26 protein-coding genes are annotated in these 26,053 nt (G+C 68.6%); 16 read left to right on the forward strand and 10 right to left on the reverse strand.

Features of this window, described 5'->3' with window-relative positions; all coding sequences use genetic code 11:
- The first annotated feature begins 33 nt into the window (after nucleotides 1–33).
- From IAE60_RS08835 to IAE60_RS08845, 3 genes are read left to right on the forward strand one after another with little or no spacing between them, the layout of a single operon-like run.
- Nucleotides 34–642, forward strand: a complete 609-nt coding sequence (locus IAE60_RS08835; RefSeq protein ID WP_162109559.1) for a CvpA family protein — start codon at nucleotides 34–36, stop codon at nucleotides 640–642.
- 6 nt (nucleotides 643–648) lie between these two features.
- The gene (gene purF / locus IAE60_RS08840) at nucleotides 649–2,118 is read left to right on the forward strand and encodes an amidophosphoribosyltransferase (RefSeq protein WP_185895477.1); all 1,470 of its coding nucleotides are present in this window, start codon (nucleotides 649–651) and stop codon (nucleotides 2,116–2,118) included.
- Nucleotides 2,119–2,132: 14 nt separating this feature from the next.
- The gene (locus IAE60_RS08845) at nucleotides 2,133–2,930 is read left to right on the forward strand and encodes a ferritin-like domain-containing protein (RefSeq protein ID WP_187574564.1); all 798 of its coding nucleotides are present in this window, start codon (nucleotides 2,133–2,135) and stop codon (nucleotides 2,928–2,930) included.
- A 128-nt stretch (nucleotides 2,931–3,058) separates the two neighbouring features.
- On the opposite strand, the gene lpxH is transcribed toward IAE60_RS08845, so the two are convergent.
- Nucleotides 3,059–3,796: a UDP-2,3-diacylglucosamine diphosphatase gene (lpxH, locus tag IAE60_RS08850; RefSeq protein ID WP_187574565.1), complete on the reverse strand. Its 738-nt coding sequence runs from the start codon at nucleotides 3,794–3,796 to the stop codon at nucleotides 3,059–3,061.
- Between the two features lie 90 nt (nucleotides 3,797–3,886).
- Between lpxH and gltX the strand changes: the two genes are divergently transcribed.
- Nucleotides 3,887–5,293 (forward strand): glutamate--tRNA ligase, encoded by a 1,407-nt coding sequence (gene gltX / locus IAE60_RS08855; protein ID WP_187574566.1) that lies wholly within the window; start codon nucleotides 3,887–3,889, stop codon nucleotides 5,291–5,293.
- Between the two features lie 13 nt (nucleotides 5,294–5,306).
- The gene (locus IAE60_RS08860) at nucleotides 5,307–5,795 is read left to right on the forward strand and encodes a Fur family transcriptional regulator (protein WP_185895481.1); all 489 of its coding nucleotides are present in this window, start codon (nucleotides 5,307–5,309) and stop codon (nucleotides 5,793–5,795) included.
- A 167-nt stretch (nucleotides 5,796–5,962) separates the two neighbouring features.
- Here the strand turns inward: IAE60_RS08860 and IAE60_RS08865 are convergent, their stop codons facing one another.
- The 3 genes from IAE60_RS08865 to IAE60_RS08875 form a co-directional block, all read right to left on the reverse strand.
- The gene (locus IAE60_RS08865; protein ID WP_187574567.1) at nucleotides 5,963–7,195 is read right to left on the reverse strand and encodes an MFS transporter; all 1,233 of its coding nucleotides are present in this window, start codon (nucleotides 7,193–7,195) and stop codon (nucleotides 5,963–5,965) included.
- Nucleotides 7,192–7,647 carry a MarR family winged helix-turn-helix transcriptional regulator gene (locus tag IAE60_RS08870; protein WP_187574568.1) on the reverse strand — a complete coding sequence of 152 codons (456 nt, stop codon included), beginning with the start codon at nucleotides 7,645–7,647 and terminating at the stop codon, nucleotides 7,192–7,194. Before IAE60_RS08870 ends, IAE60_RS08865 begins: the two co-directional genes overlap by 4 nt.
- A 112-nt stretch (nucleotides 7,648–7,759) precedes the next feature.
- On the reverse strand, nucleotides 7,760–9,925 hold the full coding sequence (locus IAE60_RS08875; protein ID WP_244966717.1) for a TonB-dependent receptor: 2,166 nt from the start codon (nucleotides 9,923–9,925) through the stop codon (nucleotides 7,760–7,762).
- 91 nt (nucleotides 9,926–10,016) lie between these two features.
- On the opposite strand from IAE60_RS08875, the gene IAE60_RS08880 reads away from it, so the two are divergent.
- Together IAE60_RS08880 and IAE60_RS08885 are read left to right on the forward strand one after the other, a co-directional pair.
- Nucleotides 10,017–10,424 (forward strand): MerC domain-containing protein, encoded by a 408-nt coding sequence (locus IAE60_RS08880; protein WP_187574570.1) that lies wholly within the window; start codon nucleotides 10,017–10,019, stop codon nucleotides 10,422–10,424.
- A 142-nt stretch (nucleotides 10,425–10,566) separates the two neighbouring features.
- A complete protein-coding gene (locus IAE60_RS08885) occupies nucleotides 10,567–10,743 on the forward strand; it encodes a 30S ribosomal protein THX (RefSeq protein ID WP_185895485.1) in 177 nt (58 codons plus the stop codon).
- 65 nt (nucleotides 10,744–10,808) lie between these two features.
- On the opposite strand, the gene hutI is transcribed toward IAE60_RS08885, so the two are convergent.
- Nucleotides 10,809–12,035, reverse strand: coding sequence for an imidazolonepropionase (gene hutI, locus IAE60_RS08890; RefSeq protein WP_187574571.1), 1,227 nt, complete (start codon nucleotides 12,033–12,035; stop codon nucleotides 10,809–10,811).
- 1 nt (nucleotide 12,036) lies between these two features.
- Nucleotides 12,037–12,231: a hypothetical protein gene (locus IAE60_RS08895; protein WP_187574572.1), complete on the reverse strand. Its 195-nt coding sequence runs from the start codon at nucleotides 12,229–12,231 to the stop codon at nucleotides 12,037–12,039.
- Nucleotides 12,232–12,314: 83 nt separating this feature from the next.
- On the opposite strand from IAE60_RS08895, the gene IAE60_RS08900 reads away from it, so the two are divergent.
- The 4 genes from IAE60_RS08900 (at nucleotide 12,315) to IAE60_RS08915 (ending at nucleotide 17,319) form a co-directional block, all read left to right on the forward strand.
- Nucleotides 12,315–13,571 carry a formimidoylglutamate deiminase gene (locus IAE60_RS08900; RefSeq protein ID WP_187574573.1) on the forward strand — a complete coding sequence of 419 codons (1,257 nt, stop codon included), beginning with the start codon at nucleotides 12,315–12,317 and terminating at the stop codon, nucleotides 13,569–13,571.
- A gap of 126 nt (nucleotides 13,572–13,697) precedes the next feature.
- The gene (locus IAE60_RS08905; protein ID WP_187574574.1) at nucleotides 13,698–15,341 is read left to right on the forward strand and encodes a serine hydrolase; all 1,644 of its coding nucleotides are present in this window, start codon (nucleotides 13,698–13,700) and stop codon (nucleotides 15,339–15,341) included.
- A 2-nt stretch (nucleotides 15,342–15,343) separates the two neighbouring features.
- Complete coding sequence (locus IAE60_RS08910) at nucleotides 15,344–16,561, forward strand: sensor histidine kinase (RefSeq protein WP_187574575.1); 1,218 nt, start codon at nucleotides 15,344–15,346, stop codon at nucleotides 16,559–16,561.
- Nucleotides 16,558–17,319 (forward strand): LytR/AlgR family response regulator transcription factor, encoded by a 762-nt coding sequence (locus IAE60_RS08915; RefSeq protein ID WP_187574576.1) that lies wholly within the window; start codon nucleotides 16,558–16,560, stop codon nucleotides 17,317–17,319. Before IAE60_RS08910 ends, IAE60_RS08915 begins: the two co-directional genes overlap by 4 nt.
- Before the next feature lie 6 nt (nucleotides 17,320–17,325).
- Here IAE60_RS08915 and IAE60_RS08920 read toward each other — a convergent pair whose 3' ends face one another.
- The 3 genes from IAE60_RS08920 to IAE60_RS08930 form a co-directional block, all read right to left on the reverse strand.
- On the reverse strand, nucleotides 17,326–17,823 hold the full coding sequence (locus IAE60_RS08920; protein WP_187574577.1) for a methylated-DNA--[protein]-cysteine S-methyltransferase: 498 nt from the start codon (nucleotides 17,821–17,823) through the stop codon (nucleotides 17,326–17,328).
- Nucleotides 17,824–17,917: 94 nt separating this feature from the next.
- Nucleotides 17,918–19,417 carry a DNA-3-methyladenine glycosylase 2 gene (locus tag IAE60_RS08925; protein WP_187574578.1) on the reverse strand — a complete coding sequence of 500 codons (1,500 nt, stop codon included), beginning with the start codon at nucleotides 19,415–19,417 and terminating at the stop codon, nucleotides 17,918–17,920.
- A 49-nt stretch (nucleotides 19,418–19,466) separates the two neighbouring features.
- Nucleotides 19,467–20,732, reverse strand: a complete 1,266-nt coding sequence (locus IAE60_RS08930) for an alkaline phosphatase family protein (protein ID WP_187574579.1) — start codon at nucleotides 20,730–20,732, stop codon at nucleotides 19,467–19,469.
- Between the two features lie 56 nt (nucleotides 20,733–20,788).
- On the opposite strand from IAE60_RS08930, the gene IAE60_RS08935 reads away from it, so the two are divergent.
- A complete protein-coding gene (locus IAE60_RS08935; protein ID WP_187574580.1) occupies nucleotides 20,789–21,310 on the forward strand; it encodes a YybH family protein in 522 nt (173 codons plus the stop codon).
- Nucleotides 21,311–21,397: 87 nt separating this feature from the next.
- Entirely contained in the window at nucleotides 21,398–21,748 is a 351-nt protein-coding gene (locus IAE60_RS08940) for a hypothetical protein (RefSeq protein WP_187574581.1), read from the forward strand.
- 42 nt (nucleotides 21,749–21,790) lie between these two features.
- Here IAE60_RS08940 and IAE60_RS08945 read toward each other — a convergent pair whose 3' ends face one another.
- Nucleotides 21,791–22,525: a ThuA domain-containing protein gene (locus tag IAE60_RS08945; RefSeq protein WP_187574582.1), complete on the reverse strand. Its 735-nt coding sequence runs from the start codon at nucleotides 22,523–22,525 to the stop codon at nucleotides 21,791–21,793.
- A 107-nt stretch (nucleotides 22,526–22,632) separates the two neighbouring features.
- Here IAE60_RS08945 and hutU point away from each other — a divergent pair, with 107 nt between their 5' ends.
- The 3 genes from hutU (at nucleotide 22,633) to IAE60_RS08960 (ending at nucleotide 26,049) form a co-directional block, all read left to right on the forward strand.
- Entirely contained in the window at nucleotides 22,633–24,300 is a 1,668-nt protein-coding gene (gene hutU / locus IAE60_RS08950; protein WP_187574583.1) for a urocanate hydratase, read from the forward strand.
- 173 nt (nucleotides 24,301–24,473) lie between these two features.
- Nucleotides 24,474–25,073 (forward strand): RNA polymerase sigma factor, encoded by a 600-nt coding sequence (locus tag IAE60_RS08955; protein ID WP_187574584.1) that lies wholly within the window; start codon nucleotides 24,474–24,476, stop codon nucleotides 25,071–25,073.
- A gap of 28 nt (nucleotides 25,074–25,101) precedes the next feature.
- A complete protein-coding gene (locus tag IAE60_RS08960; RefSeq protein ID WP_187574708.1) occupies nucleotides 25,102–26,049 on the forward strand; it encodes a FecR family protein in 948 nt (315 codons plus the stop codon).
- Nucleotides 26,050–26,053 lie beyond the last annotated feature (4 nt).

Consider the following 26,053-nt stretch of genomic DNA (forward strand, 5'->3'; position numbering starts at 1 on the left):
GGCCCCCGTCGCCGTGGCCGGAGGGCGTACCGCGTGAGTGCGCTCGATCTGACCCTGCTCGCCATCATCGGTGTCTCGACGCTGTTCGGGCTGATGCGAGGCTTCATCGGGGCGCTCGCCTCGGTCCTGGCCTGGCTGCTGGCCGGGTGGGTGGCGTTCCACTACGGCGCCGAAGTCGCCGCCTGGTTGTCCGATGACGGCCCACCGGGCTCGGCCGATCTGCTGGGCGGCTACGCGCTCAGTTTCGTCGCCGTCATGGTGGTGGTGGGCGTGACCGGCTGGCTGGTGCGCAAGATGGTCTCCTCGGTCGGGCTGTCGGGCGTGGACCGGCTGCTGGGCCTGGTGCTGGGCCTGGCGCGCGGCGCGCTCATCGCCTGCATCGTGCTGCTGCTGGCGGCCTTCACCGATCTGCCGCGCGAACCTGAATGGAAACGGTCCTCCGTCGTGCCGGTGCTGGCGCCGGGCGCGCAGTGGCTTTCACGCTGGTTGCCGGAATGGACCGTGCAGGAACTGGACTTTGGCAACGGCGTTCCCGCGGGCGATAATGCGCGCCTGCATCCCTTGCCCCTGCCGCTGGAAGAATCCGGCGCCCCGCAGGAGCGCGTCCCCCCTGCAGCTTCGCCCGAGTCGAAACCGGAGTAGGTCACCATGTGCGGCATCGTCGGAATCGTCGGCAACCAGAACGTTGCCGGCCAGCTTTATGACGGGCTGACCGTCCTCCAGCACCGCGGACAGGACGCCGCCGGCATCGCCACCGCCGACGGCACGCGCCTGCGCGTGCACAAGGACAACGGACTGGTGCGGGACGTGTTCAACGCCAAGGCGATGAGCGTGCTGGAAGGGCGCGTGGGCATCGCCCACTGCCGCTATCCCACCGCCGGTTCCGAAGGCATGGACGAAGCGCAGCCGTTCTACGTGAACTCGCCGTACGGCATCGCGCTGGCGCACAACGGCAACCTGATCAACACCGACGCGCTGCGCCAGGACGTGTTCGCGCAGGACCGTCGCAACATCAATACCGATTCGGACAGCGAAGTGCTGCTGAACGTGTTCGCTCACGAACTCGACCTGCAGCGCACGCTCAGCCCCGAGACCGCGATCCGCGCCGTGGCCGGCGTGCACCGCCGCGTGAAGGGCGGCTACGCCGTCGTCAGCGTGGTGCTGGGCCTGGGCCTGGTGGCGTTCCGCGACCCGCATGGCATCCGCCCGCTGGTGCTGGGCAAACGCGAACACAGCGAAGGCACCGAGTACATCGTCGCCTCCGAATCCGCGGCGCTGGACATCCTGGGCTTCACGCGCATGCGCGACGTGCAGCCGGGCGAGGCCATCGTCATCACCGCGCGCGGCGAACTGTTCAGCGAGATCGTCGCCGAGCCGCAGGAGCATGCGCCCTGCATCTTCGAGTACGTGTACTTCGCGCGCCCGGACTCGATGATCGACAACGTGTCGGTGCACAAGGCGCGCATGCGCATGGGCGTGAAGCTGGGCGAGAAGATCCTGCGCCTGCGTCCGGACCACGACATCGACACCATCATCCCCATCCCGGACACCTCGCGCGACGCCGCGCTGGAGATCTCCAACGTGCTGGGCGTGAAGTACCGGGAAGGGTTCATCAAGAACCGCTACGTCGGCCGCACGTTCATCATGCCGGGGCAGGGCGAACGGGTGAAGTCGGTGCGCCGCAAGCTGAACCCGATCAACCTGGAGTTCCGCAACCGCGTGGTGCTGCTGGTCGACGACTCCATCGTGCGTGGTACCACCTCCAAGCAGATCGTGCAGATGGCGCGCGATGCCGGCGCCCGCAAGGTCTACCTGGCGAGCGCCGCGCCGCCGGTGCGTCATCCCAACATCTACGGCATCGACATGCCGGCCGCCGACGAACTGGTCGCACACGGCCGCAGCGTGGAAGAGATCGAGAAGCTGCTTGGCTGCGACTGGCTGATCTACCAGGACCTGGACGACTTGGAAGCCGCGGTGCGCGAGGGCAATCCGAACCTGCCGCGCTTCGATTCGTCCTGCTTCGACGGTCAGTACGTCACCGGCATCGAGCCCGGTTATTTCGAGCGCATCGAGCAGATGCGCTCGGACGAGGCCAAGCGCAAGCGCCGCGTCGGCTGATTCGGCAACATCGCATGGCCACGCTGTTCGAGGCCGCGCGCGCCTGCCTGGCGGCGGCCGATGTCGATGAGAAGGTCGGACTGACCCAGCACTACGCGGACGCGTTCCGTCGCGGTGAACTCGAAGCGCCCGACGACGCGCCGGCGCCCGATCCGATCCGCATGCCCGGTCGCCCGGCAAGGCCGGCGCTGGTGCACCCGCGCGACCTGCCTCGCCGCGGACTGGGCAACGTGCAGGGCCGCGCCGCCTTCATCCATGCCATCGCGCACATCGAGCTCAATGCCATCGACCTGGCGTGGGATGCGGTCTACCGCTTCCGCGGCCTGCCCGCGGCGTTCTACGCCGACTGGGTGCAGGTAGCGCACGACGAATCGCGCCATTTCGTGCTGCTGCGAAACCGGCTGCGCGAGCTCGGCTACGACTACGGCGACTTCGACGCCCACAACGGCCTGTGGGAAATGACCGAGAAGACCGCGCACGATGGCCTGGCGCGGATGGCGCTGGTGCCGCGCGTCCTGGAGGCGCGTGGGCTGGACGTGACGCCCGGCATGATCGTGAAGCTGCGCGAGCTGGGCGATGAAGCCACCGTCGCGATCCTCGACCTCATCCTTCGCGAGGAAGTCGCGCATGTGGCGGCGGGTTCGCGCTGGTTCCGCTGGTACTGCGAGCAGCGTGGCGTGGAGCCGCGCGCGCGCTTCCGCGAGTTGCTGAAGGAGTACGCCGGCGGCTACCTGCATGGGCCCTTCAATATCGAAGCCCGCCTGCTGGCCGGCTTCGACGAGGACGAATTGGCGGCGCTGGAAGCCCCGTAGGGTGGGCCTTGGCCCGCCATCGATGTGATGGTGAGTGGGACGTGGGAGCGACGTAAGTCGCGATGAACCACCGCGGCCCATCATCGCGACTTACGTCGCTCCCACAACAGATATAAAGCCTGCCCGAATCAAAGCGAGTCCAGCGCCATTCCACTGGGCTCCACGCGCAGCACCGAGCCTTGCTCGTACCAGTCGCCCAGCACGATGCGCCGGCACGCACGATCACCGAGGGTGAGATCGTGGAGGGCAGGCCGGTGCGTGTGGCCGTGGATCAGCGTATCGATGCCGAACTGCGCCAGCGTCGCCTCCACGGCCGACGGCGTCACGTCGGTGAGCGTTTCAAACGAGGCCTGGTTGTCCTGCTTCATGCCGCCCTGATGCGCGGCGCTGGCGGCACGCGCCTGCGCCGCGAACGCGAGTCGCGCGGCCAGGGGCTGCGACAGGAACTGCGCTTGCCATGCGGTATTCCGCGTCTGCGCCCGGAACGCCTGGTAGGCCGTGTCACCTGTGCACAGCAGGTCGCCGTGCATCAGGATCGCTGGCTTTCCATACAGCATGACGACCGACGGGTCCGGCAGGATGCGCATGCCGGCGCGCCGGCCGAAGGTGTCGCCCAGCAGGAAATCGCGGTTGCCGCGGATGAAGAACACCGGCACGCCGGCATCGGCCACCTCGCGGATGCGCGCCGCGACATAGGCGCCGGTCTCGGAGGGGTCGTCGTCACCCACCCAGGCCTCGAACAGGTCGCCCAGGATGTACAGCGCGTCGGCGCGGCGGGCCTCGCCCTGCATGAAGGCCCCGAACAGCTCGGTCACGGCGGGGCGTTCGGCGTCCAGGTGCAGATCGGAGATGAAGAGCGTGGTCATGCGGGGATTCTAAGCCCTCCCCCTGAACGAGCAGGGGGAAACGCGGTGCGCGCGGGTTAAAATCGCCGTATTCCGTCTGTCGAGTTCCCCATGGCCTGCCGCACCCGCTTCGCTCCCAGTCCTACCGGCTACCTGCACATCGGCGGCGCCCGCACGGCGCTGTACTGTTGGCTGGAAGCGCGCCACCGCGGCGGCGAGTTCATCCTGCGCATCGAGGATACCGACCGCGAGCGCAGCACCCAGGCCGCCATCGACGCGATCCTGGAGGCGATGGACTGGCTGGGCCTGGGCTACGACGAGGGCCCGATCTACCAGACCCACCGCGTCGACCGTTACCGCGAGGTGGCCGAACGACTGGTCGCCGACGGCAAGGCCTACTACGCCTACGAGACGCGCGAGGAACTCGACGCGATGCGCGAGGCGGCGATGGCGAAGCAGGAAAAGCCGCGCTACAACGGTGCCGCGCGCGAGCAGGGCCTGCCGTACCGCGACGACCCGAACCGCGTCATCCGCTTCAAGAATCCGCTCGATGGCGTGGTCGCCTTCGACGACCTGATCAAGGGCCGCATCGAGATCGCCAACAGCGAACTGGACGACATGGTGATCTTCCGCCCGGACGGCTACCCCACGTACAACTTCGCTGTGGTGGTGGACGACTGGGACATGGGCATCACCGAGGTGATCCGCGGCGACGACCACATCAACAACACCCCGCGCCAGATCAACATCTACCAAGCGCTGGGCGCACCGGTGCCCAAGTTCGCGCACATGCCGATGATCCTGGACGAGCAGGGCGCCAAGCTGTCCAAGCGCACCGGTGCGGCCGACGTGATGCAGTACAAGGATGCCGGCTACCTGCCGCATGCGCTGATCAACTACCTGGCGCGGCTGGGCTGGTCGCACGGCGACCAGGAGCTGTTCACGCGGGAGGAGCTGATCGCCCTGTTCGACGTGAAGGACGTGAACTCCAAGGCCGCGCGCCTGGACATGGCCAAGCTCGGCTGGGTGAACCAGCACTACCTGAAGACGGACGCGCCTGCGGACATCGCGCCGCACCTGGTCTACCAGTTGGAAAAGCTGGGCGTGGACCTGTCCACGGGCCCGGCACCGGCCGACGTGGTGATCGCGCTGCGCGACCGCGTGCAGACGCTGAAGGAAATGGCCGAGAAGGCGCTGGTCTGGTACCAGCCGCTGACGGCGTACGACGATGCCGCGGTGGCCAAGCATCTGGGAGCTGCCGCCCAGGCGCCGCTGGCCAAGGCCCGCGAACATCTGGCCGCGCTGGCGGACTGGAATGCCGAAAGCGTGTCGGCGGCGCTGCACCAGGCCGCGGCGGCACTGGAACTGGGGATGGGCAAGGTGGCGCAGCCACTGCGCGTGGCCATCACCGGTACCCAGGTCAGTCCCGACATTTCGCATACCGTCTACCTGGCCGGTCGCGAGGAAGCCTTGAAACGCATCGACGCCGCACTCATCAAGTGCAGTACGTCCGCCTGAATCCGGATCGCCCATGCCCAACGCCCACGCCTGCACCGACCCGCACCATCACGTCCATGACGCCAAGGCGTTCGTGGCGGCGGTGGAACATGCGTGCCAGGAGCGTGGCCTGCGGCTGACGCCGATCCGCGCGCGCGTGCTGCAACTGATCGCCGAAGCCGGCAAGCCGGTGAAGGCGTACGAGCTGCTGGAGTGGGTGCGCGCCACCAAGGGCGTCGGCGCCGACGCGCCGCCGACGGTGTATCGCGCGCTGGACTTCCTGATGGCCAACGGTTTCGTGCACAAGCTGGAATCGGTGAACGCCTTCGTCGCCTGCCACCACCCGAACAGCGCACAACACTCGGTGCCATTCCTCATCTGCGACCGCTGCCACAGTGCGGTGGAACTGGAGGACCGCGACGTGGTGGCCGCGCTGGATGCACGTGCGAAAGCGCTGGGTTTCCAGCCGCAGGCGCAGACGCTGGAAGTGCATGGCCTGTGCGCACGCTGCGCGGCGGCGTGAGGGTTGAGCTGTTGTAGGAGCGACGTGAGTCGCGAGCGCAGACCTGCAGCGTAGTGAGCCGTTGTCTCGCGAAGGATGAGGCAGCTGCCGTCAATGAAGTCCCATCGGTGTACCCGGCGCCGGATGGCGTGCGGTCGCGACTTACGTCGCTCCTACAGGAGCATTACTCAGGCCGCCGCCGGCACCGCCTTCGGCGAACGTTCGCGGATCGGCAGGTTGGCTACCGCTGCAATCAGCGCCAGCGCCATGTCGACGTACCACATCCACGTGTAGTCGCCGAAGCGTTCCAGCGCCAGGCCGCCCAGCCAGGCGCCGAAGAAGCCGCCGATCTGGTGCGACAGCAACGTCAGGCCGAACAGCGTACCCAGGTAGCGCGGACCGAACAGCTTGCCGACCAGGCCCGCCGTCGGCGGCACCGTCGCCAGCCAGGTGAAGCCCAGCGCGGCCGCGAAGACGTAGAACGTGACGGGCGTCGGCGGAGCCATCAGGTAGAGCGCGATCATCACGGCGCGACTGGCGTACATCGCCGCGAGGATCCATTTCATGCGCATCCGCTGGCCCAGCGCACCCGCGACCAGGCTGCCGGCCACGTTGAACAGCCCGATCAGCGCGATCGACACGGCCGATACGCGGGGCTGCAGGCCGCACAGGGCGATTTCGCCGGGCAGGTGGGTCACCAGGAACGCGATGTGCACGCCGCAGGTGAAGAAGCCCAGGTGCAGCATCCAGTAGCTGCGATCGCGCAGGGCGATCGCGATCTGCTGTTTCAGCGTGATGTCGCCGATGGCGGTCACGGCGTGGCTGGCGGGCACGGGCGTGGTCGTCCTCCGCAGCGGAAGCGCCAGCGGAATCGCGAGCAACGAGGCGACCGCCAGCGTGTACATCGCGCTGGCCCAGCCGGCGAACGCGATCACGGCCTGCACCAGCGGCGCGAATACGAACTGCCCCAGTGAGCCGCCGGCGTTGATGACGCCGGCGGCGAACGACCGCTGCTCCGGCGCCAGCCGCTGCGCCGTGGCGCCGATCAGGATGGAGAAACTGCCGGCACCCGCGCCTGCCGCCGTCAACACGCCCAGCGTGAACATCAGGCCCCAGGCAGAGGTGAGGTGCGGTGTGAGTGCCAGTCCCAGCGCCAGCAGTACCGCGCCCAGCACCAGCACGCCGGTCGAGCCGCGCTTGTCGGCGATGGCGCCGAACACGGGTTGCACCGCGCCCCACGTGAACTGTCCGATGGCGAGGGCGAAGCTGATCGCGGCGATGCCGATGCCGGTGTCCTGATGGATCGGCGCGACGAACAGGCCCGTCGTCTGGCGCGCGCCGATGGTGATCATCAGGGTCGCCGCAGCGGCGAGCAGCAGGCCCCAGTGCATGCGGGGCGGCGGGATGCTGGCCGCGTTCATGCGGCGAGCCCCAGATGGTGCCGCAGCAGCTCGTCCAGGTGGTCCAGATCGCGGTGCAGACGGGCGATGCCGGCCTCGCCGAGCATCGTGTCGATGACCGCTTGTGCGTGCCGCCACCGGGGTTTCGCCGCGGCGAGCCGCTCGCGGCCCGACGCCGTCACCGTGACCATGCGCTGGCGCGCGTCGCGCCCGCGGACGGCTTCCACCAGGCCGGCGTCCACCAGGGGCGACAGATTGCGGGTGAGGGTGGTGCGGTCCATGCCCAGTTCGTCGGCCAGTTCGCCCAGCACGCGCGGTTCGCGCTCGCTCCGGCGCAGGATGGAGTACTGGTTGAGGCTCAGGCCGACCGGCGCGAGTGCGTGGTCGTACACCTGCGTCATCCGGCGGCTGGCGCGGCGGAGGCGGAAGCAGGTGCACTGGCTGGGTGTGGAGGAGCGGGGTGGCGGCGTCATCGACATCCCAGAGGAGGGCAGTGAAGCCATTATGTGTATATGCACGTAATGGCCGTCAAGAAGGGCGGCTGCCTTGCCGGCCAGCCGCCCGGGGGAGAGACTCAGCGCTGGATCAGAAGTACGCGCGGATGCCGAAGGCCACGCCGCGGCCCGGCAGCGGCGCGTAGTCGCGCAGCAGCGAGGTATGCGGCCGGGCTTCCTCGTCGGTCAGGTTGCTGCCGTCCAGGAACACCTCCCAGCTGGAGGCCGGGCGGTCCCAGCGGTAGGCCACGTGCGCGTCGACCAGCGTGTAGCCGTCGCTCGGTTCCTCGTTCTGCGCCACGTCGTCCTGCTTGCCGTAGCGCACCGCGCCCAGCGAGGCGCGCCAGCCGCCCAGCGACCAGCCCAGGTCCGCACCGAAGCGCATCGGCGAGATGCGGGGCAGGTAGCCGCCCTGCGCGATGTCGACCTCGTAGCCGTGCGTGTGGTCGCCGTGCGGCACCTCGAACGCCACCGTGCGCAGGCCGCTGCCATCCAGCTTCGCCCGCACGTAGTCGCCGTACAGGCGCAGGTCCCACGCGCCGGCGGCGGTGTCGGCCAACTGGATCTTCGCTTCGGCCTCGGCGCCGGTGAAGGTGGCGTCGTCCTGCGTCCACAGGCGCACCGGATAGCCTTCTTCTTCCACGCCGGTGTCGGTGAGGTAGATGAAGTCCTTGAACCGGGTCTGATAGACGGCCAGCTTCAGGTCGACGCGGTCGGTGTGCCAATGCGCGCCGATCTCGGCGCGCACGCCCTTTTCCGTATCCAGCGACGCATCGCCGATCTCGATGGACTGGGTGGCGACGTGGGTGCCGCCGGCGAACAGCTCCTCGTTGGTCGGCGCACGCTCGGAACGGTCCAGGCCGAAGCGCAGGTCGAAGCCGTCGCTCAGGCGCCAGATGGCGGCGGCCGACAGGTTCACCGCACTGAAATCGGTGGATGCGCGGTCATCCGGCTTCAGCTTGACCTGATCGTAGCGGCCGCCCAGCTCCAGTTTCCACGGGCCGAAATCCTTCTCCTGCACCACGAACAGGCCCAGCGCGTCGGTGACGGTGGACGGTACGAAGGCCTCTTCGCCCACCGCGCTGAAATCGGTGCTGCCGAACTGCAGGCCGAAGGCGCCGCGCCAGCCGTTCCACGTCTTCTGCACCGCTTCCAGGCGGGCGTCGTAGCCCTCGTTGCTGAAGCGCGTGCCCACATCGCCGCCTTCCAGCTCGACATGCTCGTAGTCGTTCCAGGCGGCGCGCAGGTTGATGCTCTGCAGGAACGAGACCGGTTCGTAGACGCCGGCCTTCATGTCGAAGCGGTTCTGCGTCATGTCGATGCGCACGGCGCCTTCCTCGTGCGCTTCGTCATCGTGGTCGGCTTCGCCATCATGGTCGTGGTCATGGTCTTCCTCGCCATGCACGTGGGCACCGGCAGGGATGCCGTAGTTGCTGCGGTAGGTGCTGGCGGCCAGGCCGAAGTAGCCCCGATCCCCCAGGTAGGTGGCGCCCACGGCGCCTGCCTTCGTGCTGACCGAACTGTTGGGCAGCGTGCCCTTCGGCTGGGGTTCCTCCTCGTGTTCTTCACCTTCTTCGTGGTCGTACAGGATGGCGACGCCGGGAATGTCGTAGTCGTCGGTGTCGCGGACCAGGCCGTCGACATGCAGTACCCAGTTCCCGCTCACGCCGTCCAGGCGGAACATGCCGGTGCGCTCGTCGTTGACGGTATTGCCGCGCACTTCGGCACGGCCGCTCAGCGGTTGGTCGGGAATGGATTCGGCCAGGCGGCCGTCGACCACGTTGACCGCGCCGCCGATGGCGCCGCTGCCGAACAGCAGGGTGGCCGGTCCCTTCAGCACTTCGATCTGGTCGGCAAGGAAGGGTTCGATGCTGACCGCGTGGTCGGCGCTGACGGTGGAGGCATCCATCGAACCGATGCCGCCGGACAGCACCTGCACGCGCGGGCCTTCCTGGCCGCGGATGATCGGGCGGCCGACGCCTGTGCCGAAGTAGGTGGTCTGTACGCCCGGCAGCTTGGCGACGGTCTCGCCGAGGGTGCCGGCCTTGGCCTTGTCCAGGTCTTCGCCGTACAGCACGTCCACCGGGGTCGCGACGGATTCCGCGTTGCCTTTCAGCGGCGAAGCGGTGACCACCACGGCCTCCAGGTCTTTGGTCTGGGCATCGCTGGCGGTCTCGGCGAACGCGGCAGGGGAGGCCAGGGCCAGGGCGAGGGCGGTGGCGAGCAGGCTGGGAGCGGGGCGTTGCAGGGAGAGCATGGGCACGGAGTCACTCATGTGGGGGTAACGAATGATGTTATATTATACCAATAGCAACAATATAACCCTCCCGGAAGTCATACTTGCCGCCATGAAGTCTTCGTTCCGCCACCTGCTCGATCGCCTGGGCGCCGTCGGTTCCCTGGTTTGCGCGCTGCACTGTGCCCTGGTGCCGTTGCTGCTGGCGCTGGCGCCGTCGCTGGGCCTGTCGCTGTGGCTGGGGGAAAGCCTGGAGGAGATCTTCGTGGTGTTCGTCACGGTGCTGGGTGCCTTCAGCCTGATCTGGGGTTACCGCCGGCACCGCGTCTTCCGCGCGCTCGGCATGTTGCTGGCGGGCCTGGCGGCGCTGTGGGTCGGGGTGCTGTACCCCCCCTTGCATGCCTCTGTGGTGCCGCATGCCATCGTGATGACCGTGGGCGGCACGCTGGTGGGCCTGGCCCATCTGCTGAACCTGCGCCTGAACCACTGGCACGTCCACGACGCCAGCTGCGCCCACTAGACCCGTCCCGCACGACCTGCGGCGGGCCCGAAAGGCCCCGCTGTGGTAGGCTTTGCGGCCTCGCGCGCGGCGCCCCCGAGCTGTGGATGCCCGCGCATCGCCCCGTCCCGGGCGGACTTTTCAATGAATCAGGAGAACAAAGATGGGCAAGGGTGATCGCAAGACGGCCAAGGGCAAGCGCTATTCGTCCAGCTACGGCAATGCGCGCAAGCACGCCGTCGCCAAGGCCGGCGTGGCGGCCACCGCCACCGCCAAGAAGTCGGTGGTGAAGGCGCCGGCGAAGAAGGCCGTGGCCAAGAAGGCTGTCGCCAAGGCGTGATGCCATCCGCACCGGCGCCGCCGGTTGCGACAGAAAACCCCGGCCATCGCCGGGGTTTTCGTTTTCTAGGCGCCGACGATGACGCGGCCGCCTGCGTGGACGGCCGACATCAGGTCGCCGCCCAGCCAGTAAGCCAGTTGCGCCGGCTGGCCGATGCGCCAGCGCACGAAGTCCGCACGCTGTCCCACCACCAGGCGGCCGCGATCCTCCAGACCCAGCGCCCGGGCGGCGTGGACGGTCGCGCCGCGCAGCGCTTCTTCCGGTGTCAGGCGGAAGTGGGTGCAGGCCAGCGACATGGCCAACCGCAGCGACTGCAGGGGTGAGGTGCCGGGATTGCAGTCGGTCGCCACCGCCATCGGCACGCCACGGGCGCGGAACGCGTCCAGCGGCGGCAGTTTCGTTTCGCGAAGCACGTGGAACGCGCCCGGCAGCAGCACTGCGACGCTGCCGGCCTGCTTCAATGCCGCGACGCCCGCTTCCGACGTGTACTCCACGTGGTCGGCCGACAGGCCATCGAAGCCGGCCACCAGCGCCGCGCCGCCGCCGTCGCTCAGCTGGTCGGCATGCAGCTTCACTGGGATGCCCAATGCGCGTGCCGCCTCGAACACCCGCTGCGTCTGGGCGGCCGTGAATCCGATGCGCTCGCAGAATGCATCCACCGCATCCACCAGGCCCTCCGCGTGCAGGGCGGACAGCCAGCGGCATACGGCATCGATGTAATCGTCGGCGCGCCCGGCGAATTCCGGCGGCAGTGCATGCGCGCCCAGATACGTCGTGCGCACCCTGATGCCGAGCGCGTCGCCGATGCGGCGTGCCACGCGCAGCATCTTGCGTTCGTTGGCGAAGTCCAGGCCGTAGCCGGACTTGATCTCCAGCGTGGTCACGCCGTCGTCGCGCAAGGCGCGCGCCCGCGGCAGCGATTGCGCGAACAGGTCGTCTTCGCTGGCGGCGCGGGTGGCGCGAACGGTCGAGACGATGCCGCCGCCGCTGCGTGCGATGTCTTCATAACTGGCGCCTTGCAGGCGCTGTTCGAACTCGCCGGCGCGGTCGCCGCCGAATACCACGTGGGTGTGGCAGTCGATCAGGCCGGGCGTGACCCATTCGCCCTGCGCATCCACCAGTTCATCGGCCAGCGACGCGGGGGGCGCCGGCAGGTCCGTACGATCGCCCGCGAAGACAAGTATGCCGTCGTGCCAGCCCAGCGCACCGTCCTCGATCACGCCGTAACCTGCATCGCCGGCCAGGGTGACCAGGCGTGCATTGACCAGCAGACCGTCCCAGCGCGTGTCCATATCAATCGCCTCCGCCGTCGCAGCCGTCCGCATCGGATGCGCATCCCGCCTCGCGATGCGTGGCAAGCGCAGGGTAGGTGGCGCTCTCGCTGGCACCCTCGGCGGCCCGGGTCCCCTTGTTCTTCGCCTGCACGGCGATAAAGACCACCATCAGCGCGATGGCGACGGCAAGCAGTGAAAGGACGATGGCAAGCATGGACGTGGGCGACCTGCGCGGGCGTGTCTTGGCGGGGATGACGCGGTAGCCTAACGCACCCCGTCACCGCCGCAAGCACCGCCATGTCGAACTCCGATCCCCTCGCAGGCCAGATCGTCGCCACCGACGCCGGCTGGCGCGTGCCTGGCATCGCCAACCTGCATTCGCACGCCTTCCAGCGGGCGATGGCGGGCCTGACCGAACACCAGACCCACCCGGAAGACAGCTTCTGGACCTGGCGCGAGATCATGTACCGGTTCGCTGCACGGATGACGCCGGAGAGCACTTACGCAGTGGCGGCGCAGCTGTACGCCGAAATGCTGGAAGCCGGCTACACGCATGTGTGCGAGTTCCACTACGTGCACCATCAGCCCGACGGCAGGCCGTACGCAGATCCTGCGGCCATGTCCAGGGCGCTGATCGCTGCTGCGCGCGACACCGGCATCGGCATGACCCTGCTGCCGGTGCTCTACATGACCGGCGGTTTCGACGGTCGCGAACTGTCGGTGCGCCAGCGCAGGTTCGGTCACGACGTGGACGGTTTCCTCCGCCTGCTCGACATCCTGCGCCCGCTGCAGAACGCATCGCTGCGCGTGGGCTGCGCTTTCCACAGCCTGCGTGCGGTTCCGGAAACCGCGATGCGCGAGGTGCTGTCCGCACTGCCGGCCGATGCGCCGGTGCACATCCACATCGCCGAACAGGTGGGCGAAGTGCAGGACTGCCTGGCGCTGCGCAACGCGCGGCCGGTGGAGTGGCTGCTGCGCGAGTTCCCGGTCGACCGGCGCTGGACGCTGGTGCATGCCACCCACCTGACGGGCGAGGAAACACGCGGCATCGCCGCCAGCGGCGCGACCGTCGCGATCTGCCCCACGACGGAGGCCAACCTCGGCGACGGCCTGTTCCCGCTGCGCGAGTACCTGCAGGCGGGCGGACGCTGGGGCATCGGTTCGGATTCCCATGTGTCCGTGTCGCCGGTGGAGGAACTGCGCTGGCTGGAGTACGGCCAGCGACTGGTCACGCGCCATCGCAACATCGCGGTATTGCCGGGCTCGCCCAGTGTGGGGCGCACCCTGCTGGCGGGGGTGCTGGACAGCGCCGCGGATGCCACGGGTCTCGCGCCGGATCCGCAGGATGCCGTCTGGCTGGATGCGCATGCCCCGGTGCTGGCCGGCGCCACCCAGGAGGACCTGGTGGACCGCTGGCTGTTCGCCGGCAACTGGCCGCTGGTCCGGTCGGTCCGGGTAGGCGGGCGCGATGTGGTGGCCGATGGACGCCATGTCGACCATGAGGCCATTGCGCGTAGGTACGGTGCGACGGTGCGCCGGTTGCTGGAGGATTGACGCATGACGCGCCGGCCGTCGTCCGGATCGCGGGTTTCGTCGCCGTCAGCGCTACGCCCATCGCAGACCCGCACGCGTCGCGATGTCCTTCGACAGCATGGTGACCGACCCCTCAGGAGAACCGCCATGGCCTACGCCCATTCGCTCGCCGTCACCCTGGCCGCCGCCGGCCTCACCGTCTTCGCACCCGCCCACGCGATGACCGACCAGGCCCTGGCTGGCATGGTGAAACAACGCCTGCAGGGCGATCGCACCGGGGCCTGCATGGCGGTGGCGGTGGTCGAGGCCGGCACGGTTGCCCGCACGTACCAGTGCGCGGATGCGAAGGACCTGTCGCGCATCGGGCCCGACAGCGCGTTCGAGATCGGCTCGGTCAGCAAGACGATGACGGCGGCGCTGTTGGCCGACCTGATCGCGCAGGGCAAGGGCTCGCTGGACGATACGCTGTCCGCCTGGCTCCCGGAAGGCACGAAGCTGCCCGACTACCAGGGCACGCCCATCCTGCTGCGCCACATCGTCACCCACACCTCCGGCCTGCCGGCGCTGCCCTCGCGCATGGGAGCGGCCGACATGACCGATCCGTACGCGAAACTGGACGAAACGGCACTGCTCGCCTCGCTGGGCGATGTCACGCTCACCGCGGCGCCGGGCACGAAGTTCGAGTATTCCAACTTCGCCTCGATGGTGCTGTCGTACGCCGTCGCCCGCCGCGCGGGCGCCGACATGGAGACGCTGCTGAAGCAGCGCCTGTTCGCGCCGCTGGGCATGCGGCACGCCTACGTCAACACGGCGCCGGACGGCGTGCGCGCGGCCGTGGGCCATACGCCGAACGCGCGCGTCACGCCAGCCTGGCATTTCCAGCCCAATCTCGCCGGCGTCGGCGGCGTGCGCGCGACGCTAGACGATATGGTGCGTTACGTGCAGGGCCAACTGGGAGCCGAGCCCACGCCGATCTCGGCGGCGCTGCAGCGCTCGCAGCAGAAGCTGTCGGATGCACCGCCGATGGCGATGAACTGGATGCTGATGCCCGTCGGCGGACGCACGGTGCACGTGCACGAGGGCGGCACGGGCGGCTTCTCGTCGTTCGTGTCCTTCGACATCGAGAAACAGCGTGGCGTGGTGATCCTGTCCGACACCACCTGGAACTCGATCGGCAGCCTGGGCTCCCTGGGACTGCACCTGGTCGATGCCAGTTTCCCGCTGGGCGCGCCGCGGCGCGAAGCCAGGCCGGACGGCACGCTACTGGATGCGCTGGCTGGCGAGTACGAACTCGCGGGCGGCATGAAGATGACGCTGCGCCGGACAGGCGACGCCTTGGAGATCCAGCCGGCCGGGCAGGGCACGTATGCGATGGGCTACGACAGTGCGGGCGATTTCTATCCGCGCGAGTTCGATGCCGTGCTGCGCCCACGGCGCACGGCGGAAGGCCAGTCCTTCACCTGGATGCAGATGGGCGCCGCGCTGCCAGCCAAGCGCATCGATGCTGCCGCGTCGGCGCCGGTGCTGAAGATCGACGCCGCTGCCCTGCGCGACTATGAGGGCGACTATCCGCTCATGCCCGCGTTCTCGCTCGCTGTGAAGGCGCAGGGCGACACCTTGACGATCCAGGGTGCCGGACAGCCGGCCCTGCCCGTGCAGGCGGTGGCGCGCGATGTCTTCGTGATGGACGCCGTGGGCGCGGAGATCCGCTTCGAGCGTGATGCGGCCGGCAAGGTGATCGCGCTGACGCTGAAGCAGGCAGGCCAGCAGCTGCGCGGAGAAAGGAAGTAAGCATGGAGCGGACTTATCCGCTGCGGCAGAAGCTGCCGGCCGAGGTGCTGGTGGGCGGGAACGCGGTGTGGAGCCGCTATCGCCAGTACCCGGTGTTCGGCCTGCGCTGGCTGCTCGGCCGCAGCCTGTTGTTCTGCAGCGTGATCGCGGTAGTCGCCGCATTCATCGGTGCGGGTACCGGCGTGGCCACGCAGGACCCCGGCATCGCGATCAGGGTCGGCATCACCCAGTTCATCGCCTTCAGCCTGATGGCGACGCTGGGCCCGGCACTGGCCACCGCAGTGCGCCATCGCGGCTGGCCGGTGGCGTGGGAGCGCAAGGCCGTGGTGGTAGCCGTGCTGGCCGGCATGGTGCTCAGCTTCTTCGTCGATCGGGTGGCTTCGTCGTACATCGATCAACTGGTTAAGCCGGAATTGGCCGCCGCCGGCCTGGCTGTTAAGCCACCCGTGCTCTCGCCGGTCGTAAAGGCGATCGGACTGGCGATCAACGTGGCGGCGCTGGTGGTGATCTACGGCCTGTTCGGTGGCGGCCTCGCCCTGCGTGCCTACTTCAGCGAACACCGCCGCTGGGACGAGCACCACCATGTACGCGAACTGAGCGCGCTCGAAAGCCGCGTGCATGAAGCCGACCTTCGCCTGGGGGTGCTGCAGGCGCAGGTGGAGCCGCATTTCCTGTTCAACACGCTGGCCTCCGTTCGCGCGCTGGTGCGGCAGGATCCGGCCCAGGCCGAAGCGACCCTGGATGCGCTGGTCGACTTCCTGCGCGCCACGATTCCGAAGCTTCGCGAGGACCGCGGCCTGCACGCCACGCTTGGCCAGCAACTCGACCTCTGCAGCAGTTACCTGGCGCTGATGCAAGTGCGCATGGGTGGGCGACTGACCTATGACGTGCGGGCCGACGAGGCGCTGCGTGCGGCGCCGTTTCCGCCGTCGCTGCTGATCACGCTGGTGGAGAATGCGATCAAGCACGGCATCGAACCACGGCCCGGTCCGGGCCGTATCGAGATCGACGCGGTGCGCGACGGCGACGCGTTGCGCGTGCAGGTGCGCGACGATGGCGCGGGTCTTCAGCCTGGCCTGAGCACCGGCGTCGGTCTGGCGAACGTGCGCGAACAGCTGGCGGCACGCTACGGCGCGCGCGCGGCCTTCGTCCTGTCGCCGGCCGCCGAAGGTCGTGGCGTTTGCGCGGAGATCCGCGTACCGCTAGGGTCGGCTGCGTGAACACCGTCACCGCCCTGATCGCCGAGGACGAAGCGCCGCAGCGACGCGCGCTGCAGCAGCAGTTGCACGCGGCTTGGCCGGAGCTGGAGGTCGTGGCGGTCTGCGAGGACGGACTCTCGGCGCTGGACGCCGTCGCGCAACACCGGCCGAAGGTCGCCTTCCTCGATATCCGCATGCCGGGCGTCAGTGGACTGGACGTCGCCCGGCAGGTAGTCGCCCAAGGCGGCCTGGTCGTGTTCACCACCGCTTACGAGGACTACGCGATCCGCGCCTTCGAGGCGGGTGCGGCGGACTACTTGCTGAAGCCGGTGCAGGACGCGCGGCTGGCGCAGGCGGTGGAGCGCATGCGGGCGCGCCTGGCCGAGGCGCGCGCGCCGGACATGCGTTCGCTGATCGACGACCTGGAAGCGCGCCTGCGGCCGCAGGGCGACCGCCTGATCCGCTGGATCACCGCCAGTGTCGGCGACAGCGTGCGCATGATCGCCATCGACGAGGTGCTGTTCTTCCAGGCGCAGGACAAGTACGTGCGCGTGGTGACCGCCGATGACGAAGCCATCATCCGCATGTCGTTGAAGGAGCTGCTCGGTGGCCTGGATCCGGACGTGTTCTGGCAGGTGCATCGGGGGGTGCTGGTGCGCGTGCAGGCGATCGACCGCGTGCGCAAGGACGAACTGGGCCGCCACCAGCTCAGTGTGAAAGGACGCAACGACGTGCTGCCGGTCAGCGGCGCGTTCCAGCAGCGCTTCCGCGGGATGTGACCGCGCTCAGCCGAACAGGTCGCGGGACTTCGGCAGGGCGCCCTCCAGCTCCAGCAGGAACTGTTTGGTCGGCAGGCCGCCGCCGAATCCCGTCAATGCGCCATCCGCGCCGACCACGCGGTGGCAGGGCAACACGATGGGCAACGGGTTGCGTCCGTTCGCCGCGCCCACCGCGCGCATCGCGGTGGGCCTGCCGACTCGCTGTGCCAGCTGCGCATAGCTGATCGTTTCGCCGTAGCCGATCCCGGCGAGCGCCATCCATACGGCGCGCTGGAACTCGGTGCCGCACGGTGCCAGCGGCAGGTCGAACACGCACCGCTTCGCGGCGAAGTAGTCGTCCAGCTGGCGTGCCGCCAGATCCAGCAGGCGATGATCGCCGGGTATCCATCCCTCACGGTCTGCCGGATGCCGGTTGCGCGGGAATTCGATGGCATGCAGACCCGCGTCCGTTGCGGCGACGGTGAGCGTGCCGACGGGGCTGTCGAGTTCGCGGTAGAGGATCATGGGGGGGAGCATAAGAGCGTTCGATGTAGGAGCGACGTGAGTCGCGACCGCAAGAATGAAATGCTGTTGCGACCCGAAGTATTCCGGTCGCGACTCACGTCGCTCCTACAGAAGGCATTGCCTTCTGCGCCGGCATACTGGCCTTCCACACATGGATCACGGCATAGGCGCGCCATGGGCGCCAGGCCTCCGCGCGCGCGGTCAGCGCCTTCGCCGTCATCCGCGTGCCATCGGTCGGCACGGCCTTCTGCAGCACCAGGTCGTCGGCCGGGAATGCATCCGGATGGCCGAGCGCGCGCAGCCCCACGTAGTGCGCCGTCCACGGGCCGATGCCGGGCAGGGCAACCCAGCGCGAGGTGAAATCCTCCAGCGTGCGCTCCGGCCGGAAATCGACGCGGCCATCGAGCAGTGCGCGCGACATCCCGCGGATCGTGTCGGCCCGCGCACGGGTCAGGCCGATCTCGGTCAGGTCGGCATCGACCAGCGCCTCCGGCGTCGGGAACAGGTGCGTCAGCCCCTCGAACGGGATCGCCAGCGGTGTTCCATGCCGTTGCGCCAGGCGCGCCGTCAGCGTGCGCGCGGCGGCCACGCTGACCTGCTGTCCGATCACCGCACGCACCGCGATCTCGAAACCGTCCCAGCCGCTGGGCAGGCGCAGCCCCGGCCGCGCCTCCAGCAACGGGCGCAGGCGGTCGTCGTGGCCCAGCGCCGCGGCAATCGCCTGCGGATCGGCATCCAGGTCGAACATGCGCCGCAGGCGGTTGACGATCTGCAGCAGATCCGCCGCCGCACCGCCTTGCAGCTCCAGCTTCAGCGCATGGGTGCCTTCGTCCCAGGCGCTGACCCGCAACCAGCCTGGCGTATCGGGCGTGCCGATCACGCGCCGATAGCTGACGTCGTCGACGACTTCGACGCCCGGCAGTGCGCGCCCGCGCAGGAAATCGAGCATGGCGCCGAAATCGTATGGCGGTCGGTAGCCCAGCCGCAGCGTCATCGCGTCGCCTGCGACCGGCAGTTCGCGCTTGCGCAGGTCGCGCGGCGCCATCCGGTATTCCTCGCGGAAAGCGGTGTTGAAGCGGGTCAGGCTGCCGAAGCCCGCTGCCAGCGCCACCTGCGTGATCGGCAAGGTAGTCTCGGTCAGCAGCTGCTTGGCGAACAGCAGGCGACGCGTGCCGTGCACGTCGACCGGCGTGGCACCGAGGCGATCGGTGAACAGCCGCCGCAGCTGCCGTTCGCCCAGGCCCACGCGTTCGGCGAGGTCGGCCACCGATGCATCTATCAGTGCGCCCTGGTCGATCAGTTTCAGTGCGCGCGCCACCACTTCGTCGCCCCGGCGCCAGGTGCCGTCACCTGGCGCGAGTTCCGGCCGGCAGCGCAGGCAGGGCCGGAAACCGGCGGCTTCTGCGGCCGCTGCGTGGCGGTAGTAGACGATGTTGCGGGGCTTCGGCGCGGGCGCCGGGCATACGGGCCGGCAGTAGATCCGCGTGCTGGTGACGGCGGTGAAGAACAGGCCGTCGAAGCGCGCGTCGCGGCTCAGTCGCGCCTGTTCGCAGACGTGGCGATCGGGCAGGGCGGTGGCATCGGACGGGACCATGGAGGCAGGCTAGCACCGCATCCACGCGTCGACTCACCGTTTCCGGACATCAATGCGCCGGTGCCGCCCGCGGTTTCAGCACCGGGGTGAACGTCTGCAGCGTTCCGTCGTTCTGCGCTGCGCGGATGCGCAGCAGGTGGGCCAGCAGCGGATAGACGTCGACGTTGTCGAAGGCGGGCAATGTCACGCTCGGAACGAAATCGGGCCCAGAGGCCACGAAGAAGGCGCGCATCTGCGGGTCTTCGGGCGCGAAGCCGTGTTCGCCCTTCAGGGGTTGATGCGGCAGCGGATGACGGCGCAGTTGCAGGCGCCAGCCCGTGTCCACCTGGCAGACGATGGATGCGATGCGGGGATTGCGACCGTAGTGCCAGGCGGGCGGTAGGGAGGCCTTGTCCCAGCAGGCGTAATGATCATGGCGCCCGACCAGCCGGCGGCGCACTTCGGCCGCCTGACCCGGGTGCGGCGTGATGTGGGCGACAGGGCCCAAAGATGTCCACGCGTAAAGTGATTCCGGCACCACATCGTCAAGATAGGCCGTGTCCGAGGTGCGTACGTCCGCCATGCCATGGTCGGACAGCACGATCAGGTTGGTGTCGGCGCGAAGACCGCGCGCATCCAGTCCGGCCAGCAGCTTCGCCAGCGCGGCGTCGATGGTCTCCATGGCCTCCATGGCCTGGGGCGAGAAGGTACCCGCCGCATGCGCGGCGACGTCGTACTGTTCCATGTACAGGGTGATGAACCGCGGGCGTTCGCCCGCCGGAAGATCCAGCCACGCCAGCACTTCGGCCACGCGCTGGTCGGGCGTCAGCTTGCCGTCGAACGGCCGCCAATGGTCCGGGCGCGTACCCGCGATCTCCGCTTCCGAACCGGGCCAGAACATCGTTGCCGTCTTCAATCCTGCACGGCGCGCGGCCACCCAGATGGGCTCGCCGCCCCAGAACCTGCCGTCCCGCCCCGACGCCTTCTTGGACTCGAATCGGCCCAGCATCGAGTCCTCGAGGTCGTTGTGCACGATGCCGTGCCGATCCGGGCGCAATCCCGTCACCAGCGTGTAGTGGTTGGGGAAGGTCAGCGTGGGGTACGACGGATTGACCCACGCCGCCCGCGCACCCTGGGCGAACAGCGCATCGAGCGTGGGCATGCGGCCGCTGCCGGGGATGTCGGCGCGCAGGCCATCGATGGAGACCAGCAGCAGGGTGGGCGGCGAAGCTGAAGCGGCGGCAGGTGCGGGATCGGCGCGTCGGGCGGGAGAGCTGCAGGCGGCCAGCAACACCAGCATGGCCAGCCACGCCCCCCTGACGATTGGCAGGTGCATAGGCTACGTAATCACTCTAGAACGGGGACAGCTTGGCAGACTCCAGGACATTCCGCATGACAACGCGCCTCCGACTTTCGTCCACGCTGGTCCTGGTCCTGCTGGCGGGCCACGCGCTGGCCGCTGCGCCCGCGACTGTCCCGCAGGCCGAGTGCCAGGTCTGGCAGCGCGAACTCAGCTTCGCCCGCTCCGTCGCCGACCACGACGCTGCCGCCTTCGCCCAGCACCTGCATCCCGAGGCGGCGTTCGGCGTCAGCCGGACACCCACGCGTGGGCGCGACGCCATCACCCGAGAGTGGATGCCGCTGATCCAGGGTACGACGCTGAAGCTCAGCTGGTACCCCGCCGTGGTGACCGTGGGAGGCGACGGCCGCACGGCGTATTCCAGCGGGCCGGCGTTATACGAGGATCCCAAGACCGGGGAAACCCGCATCGGCCGCTTCGGCTCGGTCTGGCATCGCGGCGACGATGGCGTGTGGCGCGTCCTGTTCGACGACGGCGTGTCGCCACAGAAAGCCGATACCGCGGCCATCCAGCGCTTCCACCAGGGTCGCCGGGAACAGTGTCCCGCGGCATGAGGAGCACCTGAACCGCAGGATGGAAGCGTGCGACGCGGGCGCGCGCCGGGGCGTACCGTGTAGACCACGTTCCTCCGGAGCTCCCTCATGAAGCATCTCCCTCTCCTGGCCCTCGTTGCCTGCCTGATGGCGACCACCGCGCAGGCCCAGTCCCCCGCATCGACGCCGGAGCCGTCACCCGCGCCCACGACTGCGCCGGTTGTCGACCCGCCGCTGGATGCCGCCACGTCGGCCGCCATGCCGGCGAAGAACGAGGACACGCCGCGCCTGTCCGACCTCAACTGCATCCGGCAGACCGGCAGCCGCATCCGCCAGCGCGATGCCAAGACCGCGTGCAACGGCCAACCGGGGCGTTCCTACTCGAAGGACGATCTGGACCGCACGGGCCAGCCGAGTCTGGCCGAGGCCTTGCGCACCCTGGACCCCTCGATTCGTTGAGGTCGCCTGTCGCTTTTTCCGTGCGCGTGAAAGGCGAAGGCGTCAACAGTCGTCCGAACGTCCCGAGACGTAGCGCAGGCCGCCCCGTAGTTGGGCGATGAAGTGGCGGTCGGCATAGACCGCCGCATCGTGCCCGAGTCCGCTGTACCAGCTGCGGCCGCCGTCGAAGGCGTGGCACCAGGCGATGGGATGGTCCGCGCCCATCGTGCCGCCGTCGTATTCCCGCTCGTCCACGGTGGCGATGACCTGCACCTGCCCGCGCGGATTGGCGCGGTAGTTGTACAGCTCGTCGGTGATCGGCCAGCGCGGTCCTACCGGTTTGCCATCCTTCTCTGGTTGCACCTGCGTGGATTGCAGGCCCGGCGGGTGGTTCTGGAAGTACGCGCCCACCAGTTGGCCGTACCAGGGCCAGTCGTATTCCGTATCGGCGGCCGCATGCACGCCGATGAAGCCGCCGCCCTTCCGCATGAACGCTTCGAGCGCCGCTTGTTGCGCGTCCTCCAGTACATCGCCGGTCGTGCTGGCGAACACCACCACGCGATAACGCGCCAGGTTCTCCGGCGTAAATACGCGGGCATCCTCGGTGTGGTCCGCCGCCATGCCTTCGTCCACCACCAGGCGCTGCAGCGTCGTCACCGCCACCGGAATCGCGTCGTGGCGGAATTTCGCCGTCTTCGTGAAGACCAGCACGCGCTCGGGCGGTGCGGCGGCCACGGGCGCGGCGACCCACAGGCCGGCCAGCAGGAAAGCGGTTAACGCACGGCGGAAGGCATCCATGGCCCGATTCTGCCACGCGTGCCATCGCGCACTGCAGCATCGACACGGCTCGCGCAGGATGGGGCCTCCCGCCGATAATGGCCGCATACCTGCATCTGGAACCTGTCATGTCCGATCCCCGCCACGACCCTTCCCGCGTCATCCGCGCCCCGCGTGGCAACACGCTGACCTGCAAGTCCTGGCTCAGCGAGGCGCCGTACCGGATGCTGCAGAACAATCTGGACGCGGAAGTCGCCGAAGACCCCACATCGCTGGTGGTGTACGGCGGCATCGGCCGCGCCGCGCGCGACTGGGCCTGCTACGACGCCATCCTGAAGTCGCTGCGCGAGCTCGACGACCACGAGACCCTGCTGGTGCAGTCCGGCAAGCCGGTCGGCATCTTCCCCACGCATCCCGATGCGCCGCGCGTGCTGATCGCCAACTCCAACCTGGTGCCGCACTGGGCCACCTGGGAGCACTTCAACGAACTCGACCGAAAGGGCCTGATGATGTATGGCCAGATGACGGCCGGCTCGTGGATCTACATCGGCAGCCAGGGCATCGTGCAGGGCACTTACGAAACCTTCGTCGAGATGGGGCGCCAGCACTACGGCGGCAACCTGGCCGGCAAGTGGATCCTCACCGCCGGCCTCGGCGGCATGGGCGGCGCGCAGCCGCTGGCGGCGGCGCTGGCCGGCGCCAGTTCGCTGAACATCGAATGCCGCCAGTCCAGCATCGACATGCGCCTGCGTACGCGCTACGTGGACGAACAGGCCGCCGACCTCGATGACGCCCTGGCGCGGATCGCGAAGTACACCGCGGCCGGCGAGGCGAAGTCCATCGCGCTGCTCGGCAACGCCGCGGAGATCCTGCCGGAACTGGTGAAGCGCGGCGTACGCCCGGATGCCGTCACCGACCAGACCAGCGCGCACGACCCCGTGCACGGCTACCTGCCGATCGGCTGGACGGTGGAGCAGTGGCTGGCCGAGCAGAAGGCCGAACCCGAGCGCGTGCGCGATGCGGCCAAGCAGTCCATGCGCGTGCACGTGGAAGCGATGCTGGCGTTCCAGCAGATGGGCGTGCCGACCTTCGACTACGGCAACAACATCCGGCAGATGGCGTTCGACCAGGGGTTGAAGAACGCGTTCGATTTCCCCGGCTTCGTGCCGGCCTACGTGCGTCCGCTGTTCTGCCGAGGCGTGGGTCCGTTCCGCTGGGTCGCGCTGAGCGGCGACCCCGAGGACATCTACAGGACCGATGCCAAGGTGAAGGAACTGATCCCCGACGATGCGCACCTGCATCGCTGGCTGGACATGGCGCGCGAGCGCATCAGCTTCCAGGGCCTGCCGGCGCGCATCTGCTGGGTCGGCCTGGGCCTGCGCCACAAGCTCGGCCTGGCGTTCAACGAAATGGTACGCAACGGCGAGCTGAAGGCGCCGGTGGTGATCGGCCGCGACCACCTCGATTCCGGCAGCGTGGCCTCGCCGAACCGCGAGACCGAAGCGATGAAGGACGGTAGCGACGCCGTCAGCGACTGGCCGCTGCTCAACGCGATGCTCAACGTCGCCGGTGGCGCCACCTGGGTGTCGCTGCACCACGGCGGCGGCGTCGGCATGGGCTACTCGCAGCATTCGGGCGTCGTGATCGTCTGCGACGGCTCGGAAGAGGCCGACAAGCGCATCGCCCGCGTGCTGTGGAACGACCCCGGCACCGGCGTCATGCGCCATGCGGATGCCGGCTACGACATCGCCGTGCAGTGCGCGAAGGAGCAGGGGTTGAAGCTGCCGATGCTGTGAGCCATCTTCTGCCGTGATCGAAGACGGCTCGTCACGGCGAGCCGTCTTCCCGATGCGGCGCACCGTAATATCCGCGTCATCCCCGCTGCCCAGAATGGGGCGGTCGTGCCTGTCCTCCCCCTGGGCACGTTCGGGGATCCGTCGTGTCGCTCCAACATCCGGTCGAAGAGGCCGTGCCCGACGATGCCGGGCGCGAGCGCTGGTTCGCGGTCAACATCCTGCCCCACGAAGTGTCCCTGCGGCGCTGGCTGACACGGCTCCGGGTCCAGGATCCGGACGCATTGGACATCATCCAGGAGAGCTATGCGCTGCTCCTGGAGCGCGAGCGGCTGGACGACATCCTCAATCCGCGCGCGTATCTGTTCCAGGTCGCGCACTCGCTGATGTTGCGCAACATCCGCCGCGCGCGGATCGTGCCGATCCTGGCGATGGAGGAGCTGGGCAGCGTCGAGCTGGCCGACAAGGCGGCCACGCCGGAACGCAATGCCATGGGCCGGGACGATCTCCGCCACCTGGCCGACCTGATCGCGGGCATGCCCGAACAGGCGCGCCAGGCCTTCGTCCTCCGCCGCATCCATGCGCTGCCCCAGCGTGAGATCGCCCGACGCATGGGGATTTCCGAGAACACCGTCGAGAAACACATCGCGCGTGGCATCCGATGGCTGGGCGAACGGCTGGCCGATGGCGGAAACGGGGTGTCTGACGTCTCCAAGGGGAGTGGTCGGGATACCAGGAGGGTCTATGGACGGTCGCGAAACCAGTCAGGCGATTGAGCGGAAGGCTGCGCAATGGGTTGCGCGGATGGATCGCGGACCGCTCGACGCGCAGGAACAGGGAGAACTCCAGCATTGGCTGAGCGGCGATGCGCGCAGGCGCGGTGCGTTCATCCGGGCGCGGGCCTTGTGGCGCCGCCCGGACGTCATCGCCCGCGTGGCGCAACCATCGGTCCTGCACGCGCTGGAGGAGGTGCCCGCGCCCGCCAGGCCATGCGGGGATCACACGGATCGCGCACCACGGCGCACCGGTCCGGCACTGCGCCGCGGGGTCGCTGCGCTGGCGGCGTCGATCATGCTGTTCGTCCTGGTGGTCGCCAGCATGCCGATGCCGATGGCCTACGCGACGGCGAAGGGAGAGATGCGCCGGGTACCGCTGATCGATGGTTCCACGCTCACCCTCAATACCGAAAGCCGCGTCGACGTGTATGAAGAGGAGCGCCGCCTGCGCGTGAGGATCCGACGCGGGGAGGTGTTCGTTGAAGCGTCCGGAAGCGGCGAGCCCCTGCTGGTGGAAGTCGATGGAGTGCAGCTGCGTGCCGGCGTCGCCGCCTTCGTGGTACGCAAGCTGGATGGCCAGCCGGCCCAGGTCGTGGTGCAGGACGGCGAACTGGCTCTGCCTGCGCCCGACGGATCGGTGAAGTCGCTCGCGGCGCACCAGCGTGGATCGTGGAAGAGCGTCGCCGGCCGCGTCGAGGTGGCGTCGCTGTCAGCAGACCAGATGCATCGCGAGTTGGCGTGGCGCGAAGGCAAGCTCGCCTTCCACGGGGAGCGCCTGGCCGAAGCGGCCGAGGCCTTCGCGCGCTACAGCGATGTCCGGATCGTCATTTCCGATCCGCGCCTGGCAAATGCGTCCATTACCGGCCTGTTCGCCGCCAACAATCCGGCAGGGTTCAGTCGCGCGGTGGCGGATGTGTTCGGTGCCGAAGTCCGACAGGAAACCAGTCGCGAGATCGTCATCGTTCCGGAAGATTAAATTT

The sequence above is a fragment of the Pseudoxanthomonas mexicana genome, assembly GCF_014397415.1.
GTDB classification, from domain to species: Bacteria; Pseudomonadota; Gammaproteobacteria; order Xanthomonadales; family Xanthomonadaceae; genus Pseudoxanthomonas_A; species Pseudoxanthomonas_A mexicana.

Excerpts from the sequence above, each read along its gene's own strand:
- purF (WP_185895477.1), top strand. The coding sequence starts at position 649 with ATGTGCGGCATCGTCGGAATCGTCGGCAACCAGAACGTTGCCGGCCAG.
- IAE60_RS08845 (WP_187574564.1), top strand. The coding sequence starts at position 2,133 with ATGGCCACGCTGTTCGAGGCCGCGCGCGCCTGCCTGGCGGCGGCCGAT.
- lpxH (WP_187574565.1), bottom strand. The coding sequence starts at position 3,796 with ATGACCACGCTCTTCATCTCCGATCTGCACCTGGACGCCGAACGCCCC.
- gltX (WP_187574566.1), top strand. The coding sequence starts at position 3,887 with ATGGCCTGCCGCACCCGCTTCGCTCCCAGTCCTACCGGCTACCTGCAC.
- IAE60_RS08860 (WP_185895481.1), top strand. The coding sequence starts at position 5,307 with ATGCCCAACGCCCACGCCTGCACCGACCCGCACCATCACGTCCATGAC.
- IAE60_RS08865 (WP_187574567.1), bottom strand. The coding sequence starts at position 7,195 with ATGAACGCGGCCAGCATCCCGCCGCCCCGCATGCACTGGGGCCTGCTG.
- IAE60_RS08870 (WP_187574568.1), bottom strand. The coding sequence starts at position 7,647 with ATGACGCCGCCACCCCGCTCCTCCACACCCAGCCAGTGCACCTGCTTC.
- IAE60_RS08875 (WP_244966717.1), bottom strand. The coding sequence starts at position 9,925 with ATGCTCTCCCTGCAACGCCCCGCTCCCAGCCTGCTCGCCACCGCCCTC.
- IAE60_RS08880 (WP_187574570.1), top strand. The coding sequence starts at position 10,017 with ATGAAGTCTTCGTTCCGCCACCTGCTCGATCGCCTGGGCGCCGTCGGT.
- IAE60_RS08885 (WP_185895485.1), top strand. The coding sequence starts at position 10,567 with ATGGGCAAGGGTGATCGCAAGACGGCCAAGGGCAAGCGCTATTCGTCC.
- hutI (WP_187574571.1), bottom strand. The coding sequence starts at position 12,035 with ATGGACACGCGCTGGGACGGTCTGCTGGTCAATGCACGCCTGGTCACC.
- IAE60_RS08895 (WP_187574572.1), bottom strand. The coding sequence starts at position 12,231 with ATGCTTGCCATCGTCCTTTCACTGCTTGCCGTCGCCATCGCGCTGATG.
- IAE60_RS08900 (WP_187574573.1), top strand. The coding sequence starts at position 12,315 with ATGTCGAACTCCGATCCCCTCGCAGGCCAGATCGTCGCCACCGACGCC.
- IAE60_RS08905 (WP_187574574.1), top strand. The coding sequence starts at position 13,698 with ATGGCCTACGCCCATTCGCTCGCCGTCACCCTGGCCGCCGCCGGCCTC.
- IAE60_RS08910 (WP_187574575.1), top strand. The coding sequence starts at position 15,344 with ATGGAGCGGACTTATCCGCTGCGGCAGAAGCTGCCGGCCGAGGTGCTG.
- IAE60_RS08920 (WP_187574577.1), bottom strand. The coding sequence starts at position 17,823 with ATGATCCTCTACCGCGAACTCGACAGCCCCGTCGGCACGCTCACCGTC.
- IAE60_RS08925 (WP_187574578.1), bottom strand. The coding sequence starts at position 19,417 with ATGGTCCCGTCCGATGCCACCGCCCTGCCCGATCGCCACGTCTGCGAA.
- IAE60_RS08930 (WP_187574579.1), bottom strand. The coding sequence starts at position 20,732 with ATGCACCTGCCAATCGTCAGGGGGGCGTGGCTGGCCATGCTGGTGTTG.
- IAE60_RS08935 (WP_187574580.1), top strand. The coding sequence starts at position 20,789 with ATGACAACGCGCCTCCGACTTTCGTCCACGCTGGTCCTGGTCCTGCTG.
- IAE60_RS08940 (WP_187574581.1), top strand. The coding sequence starts at position 21,398 with ATGAAGCATCTCCCTCTCCTGGCCCTCGTTGCCTGCCTGATGGCGACC.
- IAE60_RS08945 (WP_187574582.1), bottom strand. The coding sequence starts at position 22,525 with ATGGATGCCTTCCGCCGTGCGTTAACCGCTTTCCTGCTGGCCGGCCTG.
- hutU (WP_187574583.1), top strand. The coding sequence starts at position 22,633 with ATGTCCGATCCCCGCCACGACCCTTCCCGCGTCATCCGCGCCCCGCGT.
- IAE60_RS08960 (WP_187574708.1), top strand. The coding sequence starts at position 25,102 with ATGGATCGCGGACCGCTCGACGCGCAGGAACAGGGAGAACTCCAGCAT.